Consider the following 15879-nt stretch of genomic DNA (forward strand, 5'->3'; position numbering starts at 1 on the left):
ACCCGAGGAGACGTCATGGTGGACGCTGCCCTGATCAAAGAGTGCGCCGATCCTTCCCTTAAACCCGCGATCGTCGAGCAGTTCGTGGCGGCTGCGGGTTCCACCGATCCCCTCACTGTCACCGTCAAATCGGGCGGGCGGTTGATCCTGGTGCCGCAACCGTCATCGACCGACGAGGCAATGGCGATCATCCGCCAGCATGCTGGACGATCGGTGGTTCGCGTCGGACTGACGCAGTTTCCGGCGGGTCTCGGCGTTAAGGACGCCGGGGACCTGAAGCCGGAGCTTGTTGATCCATGTGAAAATCTTCGCAGTGGAACGGCGATGTTTGCGAAGGTTTTGCGGATTGTCAGCAAGTGGTACGGCAATCCGACGAGCGAAGAGGCCTTCCCACACATATTCGAGGATGCGGTCTATGCCTGGAAGACTGGTGAGTTCGAAGGCGTCAGCGTTTTCCAAGCGAAAGACCCGGGAGGTGGGCTCGAATTGCCGCAGCGAAGAAAAGTGCCGTCCATCGTTGATCAAGACGGAGCGGGCACGACACCCGATAAACAAGCTCACGAGGATGTTGCAGGCGCTGGAATACGCATCGATCTTTCCCGCATCGGCGGAAATTGACCTTCATTCGGGCAGTGCGTGGCGCGACACGATGGCCTCATTGCCTTCCATCGTCATCTCGATGAATTCATTCACCAAGATGTTTCGATGAATGAGTTCATCAAGGGCCGCGAGGAACAGTTCCCGCTGCAGGGCGTGAAGCACCGGGGACGATGATGATCAGGCCGGCGTGCAACGCACGTATAATTTTCTGAGATCGCGCGCGTGTTGGTCACGAAAGTAAAATGTCCGCGACGATGCGCGGCATCAGATCCCTAGGGCTTTGCCAGAAGCTCGCTCGGATCCACACCCAATACCTCGGAGAGCTGCCCGAGCACCGTGACGGTGGCGGATGTGTTTGCCCTTTCGATATCCCCGATATGCCGGACGCTCAGGCCGGTTCGGTGGGCCAGTTCTTCCTGCGTCAACTTCTTGCCATGACGTATTCGACGCAAGTTCACCGCCATGACCTCCCTGAGATCCATCGCATGAGCGGAACTCTAATCCGTACTATGGTGCCAGGAACTATAGTTCCGATTCGACAAGGCATGTGCTATTACGCGCCTAACGATCATCTCACTGTTACGACTGAGTAGAGTAGTGGTAATTGGCAAACAGTCGCACGGCGTGCCTAGAGTGGAAGGACGGAGCTGGGGAACATGAAGGAAGAGGCCGGATCCTGTGGGGGCAAGGAAGCGGAGCTCGCATCTCGTTACAGTTCCATCAGTAAATCAGAATTGGAGAGGCTGGCAGTTTCCGCCATCCGAGAACACCGCGCGCTTCTCGCGGCGGATCAGGCCGTCTACGAAGAGTGGCTGCGCGCAAATGACGATCCGTCGATCTCGAGTGCAGTCCTACAGACACTCCAGGACGAATTTCTGGCACGCCAAAAAAAGTCCGAGGCCCAGCAAGAGGAGCTCTCGGAGATTTTAGATGCGCTCGGCTTTTTGCCGGATATGGCTATCGACGACGACGACGACGACGGCCAAGAGTCAGACGAGACGCCGATCCTTGGCAATTGCGACGAGGTGAGGAACTGAATCCGCATCCAGTTTGTGACGTGCTTGATCGAGATAGTGCTGGACGGTACGCGTCGTGATTCCCGTAATTTTCGCTGTTTCCTCAGCCTTCTTCCCCTTTGAAGCCCATACGAGGCAGAGCATTTCCCGTGGCGAAAGCGCCCTCTTGGGGTTGAATGTCACTTTCGCCGCAACGGCCCTCAGCTGGTAGTGGACGGCCATTAGCAGTTGGAGCGCTTTTTTGGAATCGATTGCTCCGGAGATGCCCGCCTTCTTTTCGGCCGATGAGAATGTCAGCATGATCTCGGATCCATAACTACCCTCTACGCGGATGGTGACGCCGGATCGAATGCCATGACCGATCGCGTCGTCGCGAAATCGCCGCAGATCCGATCTCCCACGCGCTGCCCAGTCGTCCGCAGTCCACTCGAACATCTCTCGCATCCGCTTCGATTCGATGACAACGGGGTCGAGGGTGGAGTATCCGCTTTTGAGGTAGTCGTGTTCCCATAGGCCGGGATACGAGTTGAACGTCTTGACCTGATACCCGTCAACTTGGAGATAGGCGAACCGCTCGTATCCATGCATATGTGCGAAGCGTTTGAGGGCACTCTTTATCATTTGCTCATCGCAGGCGCCTTCCAGCCTGTCGAGGAACGAGCGAAGGTGGTCACTCACGATCATCTCTCCCGTCATCTTGATCCGGCGAAATTTCCTTCCGCTACGATCGTACTCACGAGCCCTTTCGGTCACCTGAGCACCCGCGGCATGGTGGCAAACATTGGTAGCTTTATACCAAGTGATTCTTCCATCCGTGCTCTATATCCCTAGGATCGAGTAGAGACTTTTCAAGTCGCGCTACCGTTAATTGCGATCGCGCGTTTAGCGACAGAGGCAAGAAGCATCACCGACGCTGGTACCAATGAACGGTTGGGGCCTTGGTGGGGTTATCCACGATAGACCGACGGGAAGATGATGTCTTGGTCGACGAGCAGATTGAACTTATAGCCGGGCCGAATGCGAATCGTTGGTTGAACGTTGAGGTTCTTCGAGATCGTTTGCTCTGCCGCGCGGCCAAATGTTTCTGCGAAGTTGCGTCTAGCAGCGTCGGACGCGGTGTCTTGTGATGCTCGCGTCGAACTCTCCGGTATCGACATGTCGATACCTGTCCCAATCAGGGCAATCAGCGCTGCCGAGCCGAATGTCCTCAGGATGTGCCGGTCGGTCTTGTCGCTAAAGCCCCCATATCCCTCGGCGTCGGTACCCGCCATGCCACCGATTTGTAGTGTCGATCCATTTGGAAAAATCAGATCGGTCCAGACGACGAGGACGCGTCCTTGGCCGAAGGAGACTTTTGAGTCATAGCGACCGAAGAGCTTGGCTCCTTGGGGGATGAGCAACCGGTGGCCGGTTGCGCTGTCGTAGACATTCTGGCTGACCTGGGCCGTGATCCGGCCCGGTAGGTCCGAGTTCAGGCCGGTGATCAAGGTGGCCGGAATGACCGAGCCGCGTTTCAATTCATATTGCGATAGCTGCGGGACCACCTGTTTCGGCAAATAACCGAGATCTTTAATGTCCTGATTGAAGAAGTCCTCTTTTGAGGTTTGTCCGTTCTGGTCGGCTTTTTGGTTCATGAGGCCGGCGTTGAGCGCAGCCGCGTAGAGATCTGACTCGCCGCCTGTCATACCGCTGGTCCGCGTGACGGAGGTTTTAGAATTGGCGGGGATACCCGAGATGACTGCGACATCTACCTTCAACGGCGAGTCATAGGCGGTGGCACGTGCCTGAAGCCGCGCCATTCTCTGACGCTGCGCCTCCCGGAGGTACTGCTCATCTTGCTCCCGGTTCAGTCGCGTTTTCCAGTCCTCCTCAGTTTCGCGCTGTGGTCGTTGTTCGATCGGAGGATTTTCTACGGTGGGTTGCCTGTTACTTTCGCTTGGAACGGTCACCGGTGTCGGCTGAAAGGCCTCCTGTTTGTCGGGCTCGGCGATCACGCCGTCCGAAACGCCACGCTTGAGTTGATCGCCAAAACTCGTCGCCGGCGTACTCCCCGCGCTGCCGAGCTCGTTGCCTCTGCTAAATGAAAGGCCGCGCAATGAAAGACCGACGACCACGATGCCAAAGAACAGCACGGTGATCACGATCGCAATAATGATGGGAAGACGATTAAGACGGCGCATTTCCTGCTGGCTATCATTGCTGGATGCGCCAAGCTGTAGTGACTGGACCATTCTCTCTTCCTCAGTTGTGGCGCATGATTGAGATCGGGCTTGCTGGTGTCGCGCCGCTTGCGGTTTGCGTGTAAGCGCGGGCAAGGGCGATCGATGGGGTCGTGAGGCGGGCAAGAATCTGGCCTTCAAAAACGTCGATGGAATAGGCAAGTTCGAGCGGTTTTTCTTTTTTGATCGGCTTCCGCTCTTGGGTAACGGTGTAACCCCACCCCTTGAAAGCTGCTTCCAGCGCGATTGCGTATTCCGTTTCGCTTTTCTCGAGCTTGATCGTTGTGGTTGACGGGGAGCCAATCTGTTCGGCAAACCGGCTCGCCATGTCGCCGGCGATCGCACTGGCGGCCGACCCGGTAACCGCAGTCGGAGTATTGTTCGCGGTGAGCGCTTCATCTCCCGTCTGGCAACCGGTAAGCAGCACCACCGTGAGAAAGAACATGGGCACTTTGCGCATCGTCAGCCTCCTCTCCGGATGGTGATTTTCTGCCGGCGCCAGCCGACGCCGGAAACGAGCACCGCCTTCTCGACTGCATAGTCGACGATCATCATGTCGTTCTTCATTCGGTAGTTGACAATGCGGTTCTGGCCGCCACTGAAGACAAAGAGCACCGGCGCGTCCTGACCGGCTATGGACCGGGGAAACTGGATGTAGGTCTTGATGCCATCGGAATAGACCCGCTTTGGCTTCCATGCCGCGCTACCGCTCACAGAATAGGAGAAGCTCAGTGCTTCCGGCCTTGCTCCGGCAAAGCTACCGGTCTCCAGCCGCGAGTTGATGTCGGCCAGCATATGAGAGGTAGCTTCCGGATATTCGAAGCCGACCCTCGCCATGTATTGGCTCGGATGGGATCTGAGCTGGATATGATAGGTGCGCCGCGAAGTGGTGACGACCATTGAGGTCACGAGGCCAGGCTCGGATGGCTTGACGATCAGATGGATTGCCTGCCCCCCAGCCGCCCCCGATGTCGCGGGCTCGATCTTCCAGCGCACGGTATCGCCGACGAGAACGTCACGAACGATCTCACCGCCCTGGAGCTCGATATCGCAGACTTGCAAAGGAGAGCAGACGACAGAAGGCTGGGTCTCGCCAAAAAGAAAAACGACCTTGCCGTCAGGTCCCTTTGTGACGAGCCCTGAAGAACCCCGCCATTTGCCCGAAATGCTCGTTCCTTTGGCTTCGTTCTTACTCATGTTTTGGGCCTCCGCGGTGATGGCGAAGACGAGCCCAACCACGCAGCCCGCGGCCGCGCTCAGAACTGTTTTCTGCATTTGAATGTCCCTGCTCTTAGAGCTGCGCCGTCCAGTCAAAGTCCTGGACGTAAAGGCCAATCGGATTGAGGCGGATGATCGCTTCGTCCTGCGGCGCGGTCAGTGCGACGGTCGCGATCCCGCGGAAGCGGCGCGTGCCGGTTTCTTTGCCCTTGCGGTCACGCTCGTATTCGGACCAGTCGATCTGGTACGTCTGGTTCGAAAGCGCGACGATATTGTTGACCTCGATTGCGACGGTCGAAGTCTTTGCCTTTTCAAACGGCGAGTTACCGCGGAACCAGGAGTTGATTTTTTGGGTGGACGGGTCCGCGGTGCGAACAAGGGCGTAGGTGCGATCGATATATTGCTTCTGGACGACCGCGTCCGGCGAGATGCTTCGGAAATTGGTCACGAAGTTGCCGAGCATCGCGCGCACCACACGGGCATCGGCATACTCAATCTGTTCAGGGAAACCCGCGGCGACCGGCGTGCCGAGTTTGTCTACTTGGACAATGTACGGCACGAGTTTGACCTGGGTGCTTAAATACATCGCATAGCTGAAGCCGATGATGGCCATCACCAGACTGAGAATGCCCACAGTCCGCCAGGCGGCAGCGGCTTTGACATAGGATCCGTAGCGCTCGGACCATTCCTGACGCGCGGCAAGGTACGGGTTTTCGGGGACGCGGTTTGCTTCCATGATCGTTCCTCCGGACTATGATTTTTCGTTTCGCTCAGGAAGAGGTGTCTTGCCGCCGCCACGACCGCGAGCCTGGTCCAGCTTTGCGTTGGCGAGACCCAGCAGTGATCCGGCATAGGCGCCGGGCGATCCGATCGCTTTCTCCTTGGCGGCAGAACCGGTTGCCTTTGCTCCCGAGCTGAGAGTTGACCAAGCCCCGCTAAGCGCTGAACCGCCGATCGACGAACCAGCAGCACGAGCGGACTGGGCAGCGGCAGCCCCGGCGCCAACCGAGCCGGCCACCAGCGAGGCCGCGCCGGCAGCGAAAGACGCGGCTTGGCTTCCGTGACGGATAGTTTCCATGCCGCCTGTAACGGAGGCGCCCTGCACCACGCCTTGGATGATGCTTGGCACATACATGGCGATCATGAAAACGATGACGGAAATGCCCGCGATTGCGAGAGTTGTGATGAATTGGTCGGACGTTGCGGTCGGCGCCTGGGCCAATCCGAGCAACACGCTCGATCCTATTCTCGCGATCATGACGAGGGCCATAAGCTTCATGCCGACGCCGAAGGCATAGACAAGGTATCGAACAGCGAAGTCCTTCGTGAATGAAGAGCCGCCAAGCCCGAGCATAATCATCCCTGCAAGCAGGCCCACATACATCTCGACCATGACTGAGACGAAAATCGCGGCGACGAGAGAAAAGCACACGACCACCACTGCCATGGCGAGAACGGCAGCGACCGCCAGAACGTTATCCTCGAATACGCCGAATTTCGCCTGTTGCGACATCTGTGAGGCGACCCGAATACCTGCATCGAACACCTCTGCGGGAGACGCAGAGCCGCCGCGGGCTCCAATCTGAAAGAGGCTGTCGACGACTATTCTGGCGAAGGTGGGGCCCTGGTCCAGGACGAAGGCGAAGAAGCCGATGAACATTATTCGTCGCACGAGTTCAGCGAACCAACCGTCAAGCGACGATGCCTGAAGGGCCAGCCAGACGGCGCATATGCCAACTTCGATTGCTGCCAGGAGCCAAAACAGGGATCGCGCCGCATCCAAGACGGTGCTTTCCCATCCTCTGGCTGCGGCCACGACCTGGTTTTCAAGCTCCGTCAGTACCTGGCCAGCTTGAGCGAAGGCGGGTATGGCCGCCAGGAGGACAATCAAAACCGCGGCAGCGAGCGCCCGGTCAAACGAACGTGTCACCATCTAGGCCTCATCTCCTGTCCCTTCTGTATCGGGTACATTTCTTTGTTTGAGCCGAAAAATTTCTCGCGTGCTTCCCTTTGCTCTTGCGATACGGCGGGTCGATTTGGGGAACGCGATAGGAAAACGGCGGTCACGGTTGATGCGGCGACGACCGCAGCAATCAAGCTCACGATTGCCAATGTGCGGTTCACCACCGGGGTTCCATCTTTTGTCCTTCCGGGATGTCGCTCACTGGAGCGTTGAAGAACCTCTCCCTGCGTCCTTGGGCCAGATCCTTATTTGTTTGCTCGGATTGCAGCCACGTGCCCATCATCGCCGTCTGCTGCGACACGAGACCGCGCAGCTTCTGCATCTGGCTGACCTGCTGTGCAGCGATCTGATGCCCGACTTGCAGCGCCTTCATCTGTCCGTCGGCAGATTGCGACATCGATCGGAGCTCATCCATGGTGCCCTCCTCCGTATCGAACTGATCGGCGGTGAGGCTTGCTGCGCTCAAGGTGCCCGCGATGGTGTCGCGGTTTGTGTTTGACCAGGACTGGTAGGTTGACGAGAAGCTCTCACCGTTAGGCAGGTTCGTCTTTAAGTCTGCGTAGCTCTTGAAGCGCTGTTGCAAGACGTCGTCGGCGTTGCCCATCGAAAAGGCGATGCTTTGCCCCCTGTCGACAATTCCGCGCAATTGATTCAGATCCCGTTCCACCTCTCCCCAGATCTGGTTCGGCAATCGCGACGTGTTCTGAAGCATGTTGTCGTAGATCTTCAGCTGGTTCTGGATCTGCTCGGCCAACTGGCTGATCTGGGTCAACTGGTTCTCGACCTGCAAGCCACTGCTCTTAAGGAGATCGACGAGTTGGGCATTGTTGGCGAGTTGCGTCCATTCGGTGGCAACGCCCGTCGCTGATCCGGAGCGCGCGGTTTGCGGCGATCCGACGACAGTTGTGATAGCAGCCACGGCTGAAAGCACCTTACTCGATGTTGAGCATCGACGCGGCATCGGGAACTCCTCTTGTTGTCAACCAATGGCTTGGCCAGTTCTGACCGTGTGCGGACTTGAGTTCGCGGATGCGCTTGAGATCCTCTTTGCCGGACGCCCCGACGAAACTCAGTGCAATCGGACCCAGCGCCATATCGAAGAGCCGGCGGCCTTCGGGCGTGACGACGTAATATTCACGCTTGGGGATGGCCGTAGAGACGATCTCGATCTGCCGTTCATTAAATCCGATCCGCTCGTAGAATTCGCGCGTCCCCGGTTCGCGGGCCGCTCCGTTCGGAAGGCAGATCTTGGTCAGGCAGGATTCTTTCAGCACGTCGATAATGCCCGAGCGCTCGGCATCCGAGATTGACTGGGTCGCGAGCACGACCGCGCAGTTGGCTTTGCGGAGGACTTTCAGCCATTCGCGGATCTTGTTGCGGAATACTGGGTGGCCCAGCATCAGCCAGGCTTCGTCCAGCACGATCAGGCTTGGGGAGCCGTCTAGCCGCTTCTCGATTAGGCGGAACAGATAGGTAAGGACGGGCACGAGATTGCGTTCGCCCAGGTTCATGAGGTGTTCGATTTCGAAGGTCTGGAAAGTGCCGAAGGTGAGACCGTCCTGCTCAGCGTCGAGAATCTGACCCATGGGACCATCGACGGTGTAGTGGTGGAGTGCGTCCTTAATTTCGCGCATCTGCACGCCGCTGACGAAATCCGAAAGAGACCGGCCGGTCGCGTTGGCCATCAGACCGATCTGGCGGGAAATGGCGTTTCGATGATCAGGCGTGATCGTCATGCCTTGCAGCGCAACGAGCATTTCGATCCACTCGCTGGCCCAGGCCCGATCGCCATCGGTCGAAAGGTCGAATAGTGGGCAGAACGCAAGCGCCCTCCCTTCTTCATGATCGCCGCCGATTTCGTAGTGCTCCCCGCCGGTTGCCAGCGTTAGCGGCAGTAGTGAATTGCCTTTGTCGAAAGCGAAGATCTGGGCGAATTCGTACCGCCTGAATTGCGCGGCGATCAGCGCCAACAGCGTCGATTTCCCAGAGCCCGTCGGGCCGAAGATCAGCGTATGCCCCACATCATCGACATGCAGGTTGAATCGAAAAGGCGTCGAACCGGTGGCGACTTGCATCAGTGGCGGAGAATTGGCGGGAAAGAAGGGACAAGGGGCCATCGGACTGCCCGACCAGATCGAGTTGAGCGGAACCAGATCCGCGAGGTTGCTGGTGTTGATCAGGGGTTCTCGGACGTTGCAGTACCAGTTACCTGGAAGGCTGCCGAGAAAGGCGTCTGTCGCGTTGAGCGTTTCGATCCGTGCACCGAACCCTTCGGCTTGCACCAACCGGCGGATCGCCTCGGCCTTCTCCTGCAGCCGCTCTCGGTCATCATCAAACAGGATGACGACCGGCGTGTAGTATCCGTAAGCGACTAACTGTGACGACGCCTGAGCGATTGCATCTTCGGTCTCGGCGACCATGGTCATCGCGTCTTGATCGAGGGCCCGGCTTTGCGTCTTAAACAACTGGTCGAAGAACGGCCGAACCTTCTGCTGCCACTTCTTGCGCGTGCGCTCGAGTTTCTGCCGCGCCTCTTCCGCGTCAAGGAAGATGAAACGCGAGGACCAGCGATAGGTGAGCGGCATCAGATCAAGGCTGTTCAGGATCCCTGGCCAGCTCTCAGCAGGAAAGCCGTCGATAGCCACGACACCGAGAAACCGGTTCTCGACGTTCGGCGTAAGCCCATGCTGAAGCTGCGCCGTTGCGAGCCAGTCCAAGTACATGGGGACGTCGGGGAGTCGGATCGGCTGGTTTTCACCTGTTATACAGAACCGGACGAATTGAAGGAGCTCGTCGTATCGCGCGATGCGCTCCCCTCCCCTCTCGGAGACTTCGCGTGTCTCCATTCGCTGGATCGAAAGGGTGTTCGCAAAATACTGTTCGATCTCGCGCACGCTATTCCGGAATATGGCGAGGACTGTATCTGCGTAAGTCTTCTTCCGACTGTTCTCATCCGAGTAGATGTATTTACTCAAGGCAGTTTTCTTGGACTCAGGCGGTCGGTGGGTGAGGATCAGAACATGCTTGCTCTCAAAGTGCCCGTGCTCGCGCGCAAAATGGGCTCGGCGTTCGGCATCGATCGCGCGCGTTACAGGATCGGGAAAGTGGCAACGATCTTCCGAGGGGTAATCGACTGTGGGAACCCGAATGGCCTCGACCTGGATCATCCAACCGTTGCCAAGCCGTGACAGGATTGCGTTGATCTGACGCGAAAGTTCGTTTCTCTCGAGGTCAGTGGCGCTTTCGGAATCTGGCCCAGCGAAGTACCAACCCGCCATCAGGCTCCCATCTTTCAGGAGCAGAACGCCGTTGTCGACCAGGCCGGCATACGGGACGAGATCAGCGAAAGACGGGCCGGTGGCCCGGAATTGTTTGAGAGCGACCATGGTTGTCCTCAGTACCGCCGCCACGGCGAACTCGTTGCCCTGTAGTGGGGATTGTAGGAGATGTGCCGCAGATAGACCTGCCGCATCAGCGGGTCGGATTTCGCCATCACTCTAAGAATACCGACGATCCCGATCCAGACGGCGATGCCGAAGAGTGCTGAGTACGCGGTTAGAACGACGAAGATGAGGATTACGGCGGCAAGTCCCGTGATCAACACCAGTTCGCGGTCTGCGCCCATCAGCAGGCTCGGCCGCGAGAGGGCGCGATGGATGCGGTTACGCTGCAGTCGGGACACACGCTCAACCATCAGGGCGGCCCGACGGAGTTTTTGTGATTTGCGCGTCCGCCAGGCCGATCGAAGCACCGGTTGCACCGAAGAGGCCCACGATTTGTGTCGCGCCGAGAAGAATGCCCGCTACGAGGACGACGTACACCAACCGCCGGGCAAAGTCGTTGAGTTCGCCGCCGAAGATCAGCATCCCGCCCGCGATTGCGACGGCGGCAAGCGCTATGTATCCGGCCACCGGGCCGGTGATCGATTCTTGGATTTGCTCAAGCGGCCCCTCCCAGGGGAGGCTGCCGCCCGAACCGGCCAGCGCCGGTGCGGTCGATGTAAAAAAGCTGGGCGCCGCAATGAGCGTCATGGCGATCAGAGCATGCTTAGGCGACATGACGGGCCTCCTGTTCTTCAGTGAACTGATCGGATTCGATCTGGTACTGGCCATCGTCAAACTGCTTGACGTGGATGACGTCTCGTACTCGGCGCCCACGCGAGGTCCGCTCGATCGAAACAACCAGGTCGATCGCCTCACCGATTACCTCCTGCATCGGCTGTTGGCTCGCCTCCGCGGTCAGTTGCGCAAGACGGCGCAGAGCAGAGGTGGCAGTGTTCGCATGGATCGTTGCAACGCCACCCGGATGACCGGTGTTCCATGCTTTGAGTAGCGTCAGTGCAGCTCCATCGCGGACCTCGCCGACGACGATCCGATCCGGACGCAAACGCATGGTGCTCCTGAGAAGCCGCGCCATATCGATGGTATCGCTCGTGCGCAAGACCACAGCGTTCTTGGCCGTGCATTGGATTTCGGCCGTGTCCTCGAGAATAACGAGGCGATCTTCCGGCGCGGATCTGACAATTTCGTCGATGACAGCGTTCGCAAGTGTCGTCTTGCCCGAACCGGTTCCCCCCGAGATGATGATGTTCAGCCTCGCCGAGACTGCGGTACGGATTGTCGCCGCCTGATCTTGCGTCATGATGCTGGCCCGAACATACTCATCGAGCGAGATGAGATGTGATCCCCGGCGCCGTATGGTGAAAGCTGGTTTGACGACGACGGGGGGCAATAGTCCCTCGAAACGGTGGCCGCCGATCGGGAGCTCACCAGAGATGATCGGCTGTTGCGCATCGACCTCGGACTGGAGCGCATGCGCCACCGTGCCGATTACCATTTCTGCGGCCGCTGGCGACATCTCTCCTGCGGGGGTTACGCCATACCCGACGCGCTCAATGAAGAGCTTTCCGTCCGGATTGAGCATGATCTCGACGACATTCACGTCGTCGAGGGCGACGCAGAGCTGATCACCAAGGGCTTCCTGAAGTTTGCGGACAAGTCGAGGATGGGATCGAGGCTGGATCATTGGCTTCTCCCTAAGCTGCTTGGTCAAAAGGGGTGGATAATATTGGACCGGTAGTTGGCGTGGTGGAGGTTTAGCAAGGTGTCCCGGTTGGCAGGGAGGATGCCCGCGACGGCCATCGTCGCGCCAATCTCCTTGGGCTCACCCAGGCGCTGGAGAGGCCATCCGACGCGGGCGAGGATCCGTTCGAACCGGAGATCCGTGACGGTGACGATTTCGGTGAAACGGTGGGCGACGCTCCATTCGACTATTCCGGCGAACATGGTGAGCGTGGCTTCGTGTACTGAGCCCCCTCCCCGTCCCTCCTCGATAGAGGTGTCCACGCAAAAGCGCGAACTCTCGATCATTCCGATATGAGCGCGGAGCCCCCCGCTTGGAAGGAGTGAAGGGAAAATCTTGGCCAGCATGGTTGGGCCCAGCGCTGGTAGAAGGCGGGCACACCCCACCAATTGTCCATCGTCGGAGACGGCTAGGATGTACGTTGGCTCAAGTGCGTCGAAGCAATCCGATTCGTGGTCGCCGATAACATCCACTTCCCATCCGAGCCGATCAGAAAAGATACGAGCTCGCAGTTGATGATGTTTGTGGAGAAGTCTGATCTCCTCGACGTTGCGCGGCTTCGAAATTGCGAGAATCTGCATGAAACTCTCCGTCCATATTTGTTCGACGGGAGAGCAGCACAGATCGGCGTTCGGGTGCAGTTGTAGGATTCTACATGCTTATTAGGGACTGGATCGTACCCAGAGGGCCCCAGCGTTCTACGGAAACTTGCTTCCGGAGGCCCGCTCATAGGGCAGGCCATCCAGAAATCACAGTAAAACTTATGGCGAACTCGATGAACCGGATTGATTGCCAACCAGGGGAAATTATTGGGTAATCTGATTTGGTCGATTCAACTCAGGCAGCGTCGCGTTAACCTTTCGTTAACTTTATATTCCTTGTCAGCGGCCGTGAATGGCACCTAATATCGGTTTGATCGGGTTTCTGATTGAAAAACCGTTATTTGAAAGCTGCACTGCAATGAACGCTAATTCGCCATCTTTGGGACCCGCGCGACCCATGCACTTCGAGGACATGATCCTCGAACAGGGGGATTTGATTTCGAAGAAGCTGCACCTTCTGAGCATGCAGCAGTTCCCTCCGAATGCAAAGAAACTGCTGCGCCAGTTTTCCCTGTTTGAGGTTGCTGATTTCCTTGGCGTCTCGCAGAGCACATTGAAGAAGCTGCATCTCGACGGCAAAGGCCCCGTCCCGCAGACGTCAGCTTCAGGCAGGCGCTCCTACAGTGGCGAACAGATTCAAGAGCTGCGGCAGTATCTTGATCAGCACGGTCGTTCGGAGGCACGCAACTACGTGCCTCATCGACGCACTGGTGAGAAGCTCCAAGTCATTGCGGTCGTCAATTTCAAGGGCGGCTCCGGCAAGACCACGACGGCGGCGCACCTGGCCCAATATATGGCGCTGACGGGGCATCGGGTTCTAGCCATCGACCTCGATCCGCAGGCTTCGCTGTCATCGCTTCATGGCTTCCAGCCCGAACTCGACCTGACGCCCTCGCTTTACGATGCGATCCGCTATGATGGTGAGCGTCGCCCGATCTCGGACATTATCCTGCCGACCAACTTCCCGGGCCTCGATATCGTGCCGGCAAACCTCGAACTGCAGGAGTTCGAGTACGACACGCCGCTTGCCATGACGAACAAGAGTTCGAACGATGGCAAGACGTTTTTCACGCGCATCTCGCGCGCACTTGCAGAGGTCGAAGGTCGCTATGACGTGGTTATCATCGATTGCCCTCCGCAACTCGGCTATCTAACGATCACGGCACTTACTGCTGCAACCAGCGTACTCGTCACGATCCACCCACAGATGCTCGATGTCATGTCGATGGGCCAGTTCCTGCTGATGCTCGGCGGCATTCTGAGGCCGATTAGGGAGGCCGGCGCCGCAGTCAATCTCGAGTGGTATCGCTACGTTGTCACGCGCTATGAGCCGACTGACGGGCCACAGGCTCAGATGGTCGGCTTCATGCAGACGCTGTTTCATCAGTTCGTTTTGAAGAACCAGATGCTGAAATCGACAGCGATCTCGGATGCCGGGATCACCAAGCAGACACTTTATGAGGTCGACAAGAGCCAGATGACGCGTTCGACCTATGAGCGCGCGATCGATTCCTTGAATGCGGTCAATGCCGAAATTGCTGAACTCGTGCATGCGTCCTGGGGACGGAAAGTCGCCGGCTGACCAAAAAAGTCGTGGCGCGCAGTCGATTTAGGGGAAATGGAGCAGGCAGATGGCGAGAAAAAACCTACTGGCGGGACTGGTGGACGAAGCGGAGACCCCGCAGGCGGATGTTGCTCCGGCCTATCCGATGCGCGGCGCGTCGAAGAGCATGGTGCGTTCGCTTGACGAACTTTCCAAGCAGGCCGACAAGTTTCTCGAGGGCGAAGCGGTCGTCGACCTCGATCCCTCGACGATCGACGGTTCCTTCGTCGCCGATCGCCTGACGGATGATCGGGAGCAGTTCGAAGAATTGAAAGCGGCAATCGCCGAACGCGGCCAGGACACACCGATCCTCGTGCGCCCTCACCCGTCCGTATCCGGCCGCTATCAGATCGTCTTTGGCCATCGTCGTGCGCGCGTTGCACGTGAACTTGGCCGCAAGGTTCGGGCAGTCGTCAAAGCGATTGATGACCGGGCGCACGTCATCGCCCAGGGGCAAGAGAACTCGGCCCGAGCAAACCTTTCCTTCATCGAACGGGCGAGCTTTGCCTCACGGCTGGAAACTTTGGGATACGACCGCGGTGTGATCGCGTCGGCCCTTGCTGCGGACAAGACCGCGATCTCCAAGATGATGAACGTCACTGAGCGCGTGCCACTTTCCGTCATCGAGCAAATCGGTACGGCACCCGCGACGGGGAGAGATCGCTGGCTCGAACTGTCCTTGCTGGTCGGCAAGGCATCGAATGCGGACAAGGTGAACGAAATCGTCGCCGACCCTAGTTTCGCATCGCTTGAAAGCGACGATCGGTTCAATGCCCTCTTCAAGGCTCTGAATACGACGGGTCAACCGGTTCGCAAGGGGCTGCCGAAATCCAAGGAAAGCTGGCAGACGAGCGACAAGGCGGTCTCGGCTCAATATTCGAACTCCGGCAAGGCATTCGATCTATCGATGAAGTCGAAGAATGCCGGCCGGTTCGGGCAATATCTCGCTGCAAACCTGGATCGGCTCTATGCCGAATTCCTGGCAGTGAATGATGGGAAGCAAGACTGAACGGGCAAAAGAAAAAGGCCCCCAGACGGTAGCCATCGTGGAAGCCTCTCTCATCGTTTAGCAGCCTGAGAATCGCTTTTCCACGAATCGCAGTCAAGAGTCTTTGGCACCGGAACGGGTGAGCGGACGTCTTTTGCCTGAATGTAGGTGAAAGAAGATGCAAGGTGGAAATGTAACGGCGCCCTTCGGGCGGCGGTCGGTATCGCTCGGCATGTTGGTAAGCCAAGGTTGCGGGCCGACTGCGTACAACTGCTCCATCGGCGAAATCGGCCAATGTGAAAGACGATGTAATGCAGACCATCATCACCAACATTCAGCGGCTATGGTCTGGGACAGAGACACGTTTAGGTACCAAACCGTAAAGCTTTCTATCGTCGGGCTTGGCTCGTAACCGAAGTTCAACGCTCCAAGACTGGGTGTTTCAAGGTATCGTTCGCTATTGTGCGCAAGCAAAGCATTGAAAGGACGGGGACTTCTGCCGATCTTGCCGACCGGCAACTCCTTCCGGCTGGAGGCCAACGGGCGCCTGAGCGCGCTCCGCTTAGCTGCTCGCACCACCGTGAAAAG

Annotated in this window: 17 protein-coding genes and 1 pseudogene; 4 read left to right on the top strand and 14 right to left on the bottom strand. The window is 57.9% G+C overall.

Annotated elements, in window-relative coordinates; all coding sequences use genetic code 11:
* Positions 1-15 precede the first annotated feature (15 nt).
* Positions 16-618 carry a TraH family protein gene (locus tag IB267_RS16780; protein WP_192448622.1) on the top strand — a complete coding sequence of 201 codons (603 nt, stop codon included), beginning with the start codon at positions 16-18 and terminating at the stop codon, positions 616-618.
* Between the two features lie 254 nt (positions 619-872).
* Here IB267_RS16780 and IB267_RS16785 read toward each other — a convergent pair whose 3' ends face one another.
* Positions 873-1082 carry a helix-turn-helix domain-containing protein gene (locus tag IB267_RS16785; protein ID WP_060529727.1) on the bottom strand — a complete coding sequence of 70 codons (210 nt, stop codon included), beginning with the start codon at positions 1080-1082 and terminating at the stop codon, positions 873-875.
* A gap of 174 nt (positions 1083-1256) precedes the next feature.
* Here IB267_RS16785 and IB267_RS16790 point away from each other — a divergent pair.
* Positions 1257-1574, top strand: a pseudogene (locus IB267_RS16790) (transcriptional repressor TraM); the annotation flags it as partial.
* 15 nt (positions 1575-1589) lie between these two features.
* Here the strand turns inward: IB267_RS16790 and IB267_RS16795 are convergent.
* From IB267_RS16795 to traI, 13 genes are all read right to left on the bottom strand, one after another.
* Complete coding sequence (locus IB267_RS16795; RefSeq protein ID WP_192449248.1) at positions 1590-2300, bottom strand: autoinducer binding domain-containing protein; 711 nt, start codon at positions 2298-2300, stop codon at positions 1590-1592.
* 263 nt (positions 2301-2563) lie between these two features.
* A complete protein-coding gene (gene trbI / locus IB267_RS16800) occupies positions 2564-3847 on the bottom strand; it encodes an IncP-type conjugal transfer protein TrbI (RefSeq protein ID WP_192448624.1) in 1284 nt (427 codons plus the stop codon).
* A gap of 10 nt (positions 3848-3857) precedes the next feature.
* Positions 3858-4295 carry a conjugal transfer protein TrbH gene (gene trbH, locus IB267_RS16805; protein WP_192448625.1) on the bottom strand — a complete coding sequence of 146 codons (438 nt, stop codon included), beginning with the start codon at positions 4293-4295 and terminating at the stop codon, positions 3858-3860.
* 2 nt (positions 4296-4297) lie between these two features.
* Positions 4298-5110, bottom strand: coding sequence for a P-type conjugative transfer protein TrbG (trbG, locus tag IB267_RS16810; protein ID WP_192448626.1), 813 nt, complete (start codon positions 5108-5110; stop codon positions 4298-4300).
* A 16-nt stretch (positions 5111-5126) separates the two neighbouring features.
* A complete protein-coding gene (locus tag IB267_RS16815; RefSeq protein WP_192448627.1) occupies positions 5127-5789 on the bottom strand; it encodes a conjugal transfer protein TrbF in 663 nt (220 codons plus the stop codon).
* 15 nt (positions 5790-5804) lie between these two features.
* A complete protein-coding gene (gene trbL / locus IB267_RS16820) occupies positions 5805-6986 on the bottom strand; it encodes a P-type conjugative transfer protein TrbL (RefSeq protein ID WP_192448628.1) in 1182 nt (393 codons plus the stop codon).
* Positions 6980-7180 (bottom strand): entry exclusion protein TrbK, encoded by a 201-nt coding sequence (trbK, locus tag IB267_RS16825; RefSeq protein WP_371742553.1) that lies wholly within the window; start codon positions 7178-7180, stop codon positions 6980-6982. Before trbK ends, trbL begins: the two co-directional genes overlap by 7 nt.
* The gene (trbJ, locus tag IB267_RS16830) at positions 7174-7977 is read right to left on the bottom strand and encodes a P-type conjugative transfer protein TrbJ (protein ID WP_192448630.1); all 804 of its coding nucleotides are present in this window, start codon (positions 7975-7977) and stop codon (positions 7174-7176) included. Before trbJ ends, trbK begins: the two co-directional genes overlap by 7 nt.
* Entirely contained in the window at positions 7949-10402 is a 2454-nt protein-coding gene (locus tag IB267_RS16835) for a conjugal transfer protein TrbE (RefSeq protein WP_192448631.1), read from the bottom strand. Before IB267_RS16835 ends, trbJ begins: the two co-directional genes overlap by 29 nt.
* An 8-nt stretch (positions 10403-10410) precedes the next feature.
* Positions 10411-10710 (bottom strand): conjugal transfer protein TrbD, encoded by a 300-nt coding sequence (locus tag IB267_RS16840; RefSeq protein ID WP_192448632.1) that lies wholly within the window; start codon positions 10708-10710, stop codon positions 10411-10413.
* The gene (locus tag IB267_RS16845; RefSeq protein WP_192448633.1) at positions 10703-11074 is read right to left on the bottom strand and encodes a TrbC/VirB2 family protein; all 372 of its coding nucleotides are present in this window, start codon (positions 11072-11074) and stop codon (positions 10703-10705) included. The genes IB267_RS16840 and IB267_RS16845 overlap by 8 nt, the downstream gene beginning before the upstream one ends.
* Positions 11064-12041 carry a P-type conjugative transfer ATPase TrbB gene (gene trbB / locus IB267_RS16850; RefSeq protein WP_192448634.1) on the bottom strand — a complete coding sequence of 326 codons (978 nt, stop codon included), beginning with the start codon at positions 12039-12041 and terminating at the stop codon, positions 11064-11066. The genes IB267_RS16845 and trbB overlap by 11 nt, the downstream gene beginning before the upstream one ends.
* Before the next feature lie 23 nt (positions 12042-12064).
* Entirely contained in the window at positions 12065-12679 is a 615-nt protein-coding gene (gene traI / locus IB267_RS16855; RefSeq protein ID WP_192448635.1) for an acyl-homoserine-lactone synthase TraI, read from the bottom strand.
* 379 nt (positions 12680-13058) lie between these two features.
* On the opposite strand from traI, the gene repA reads away from it, so the two are divergent.
* Together repA and repB are read left to right on the top strand one after the other, a co-directional pair.
* On the top strand, positions 13059-14282 hold the full coding sequence (gene repA, locus IB267_RS16860) for a plasmid partitioning protein RepA (protein ID WP_192449249.1): 1224 nt from the start codon (positions 13059-13061) through the stop codon (positions 14280-14282).
* Between the two features lie 49 nt (positions 14283-14331).
* A complete protein-coding gene (repB, locus tag IB267_RS16865) occupies positions 14332-15312 on the top strand; it encodes a plasmid partitioning protein RepB (RefSeq protein ID WP_192448636.1) in 981 nt (326 codons plus the stop codon).
* The last annotated feature ends 567 nt before the right edge of the window (positions 15313-15879 follow it).

Origin of the sequence: Ensifer sp. ENS09 (genome assembly GCF_014852425.1) — a bacterium.
Classification (GTDB): domain Bacteria; phylum Pseudomonadota; class Alphaproteobacteria; order Rhizobiales; family Rhizobiaceae; genus Ensifer.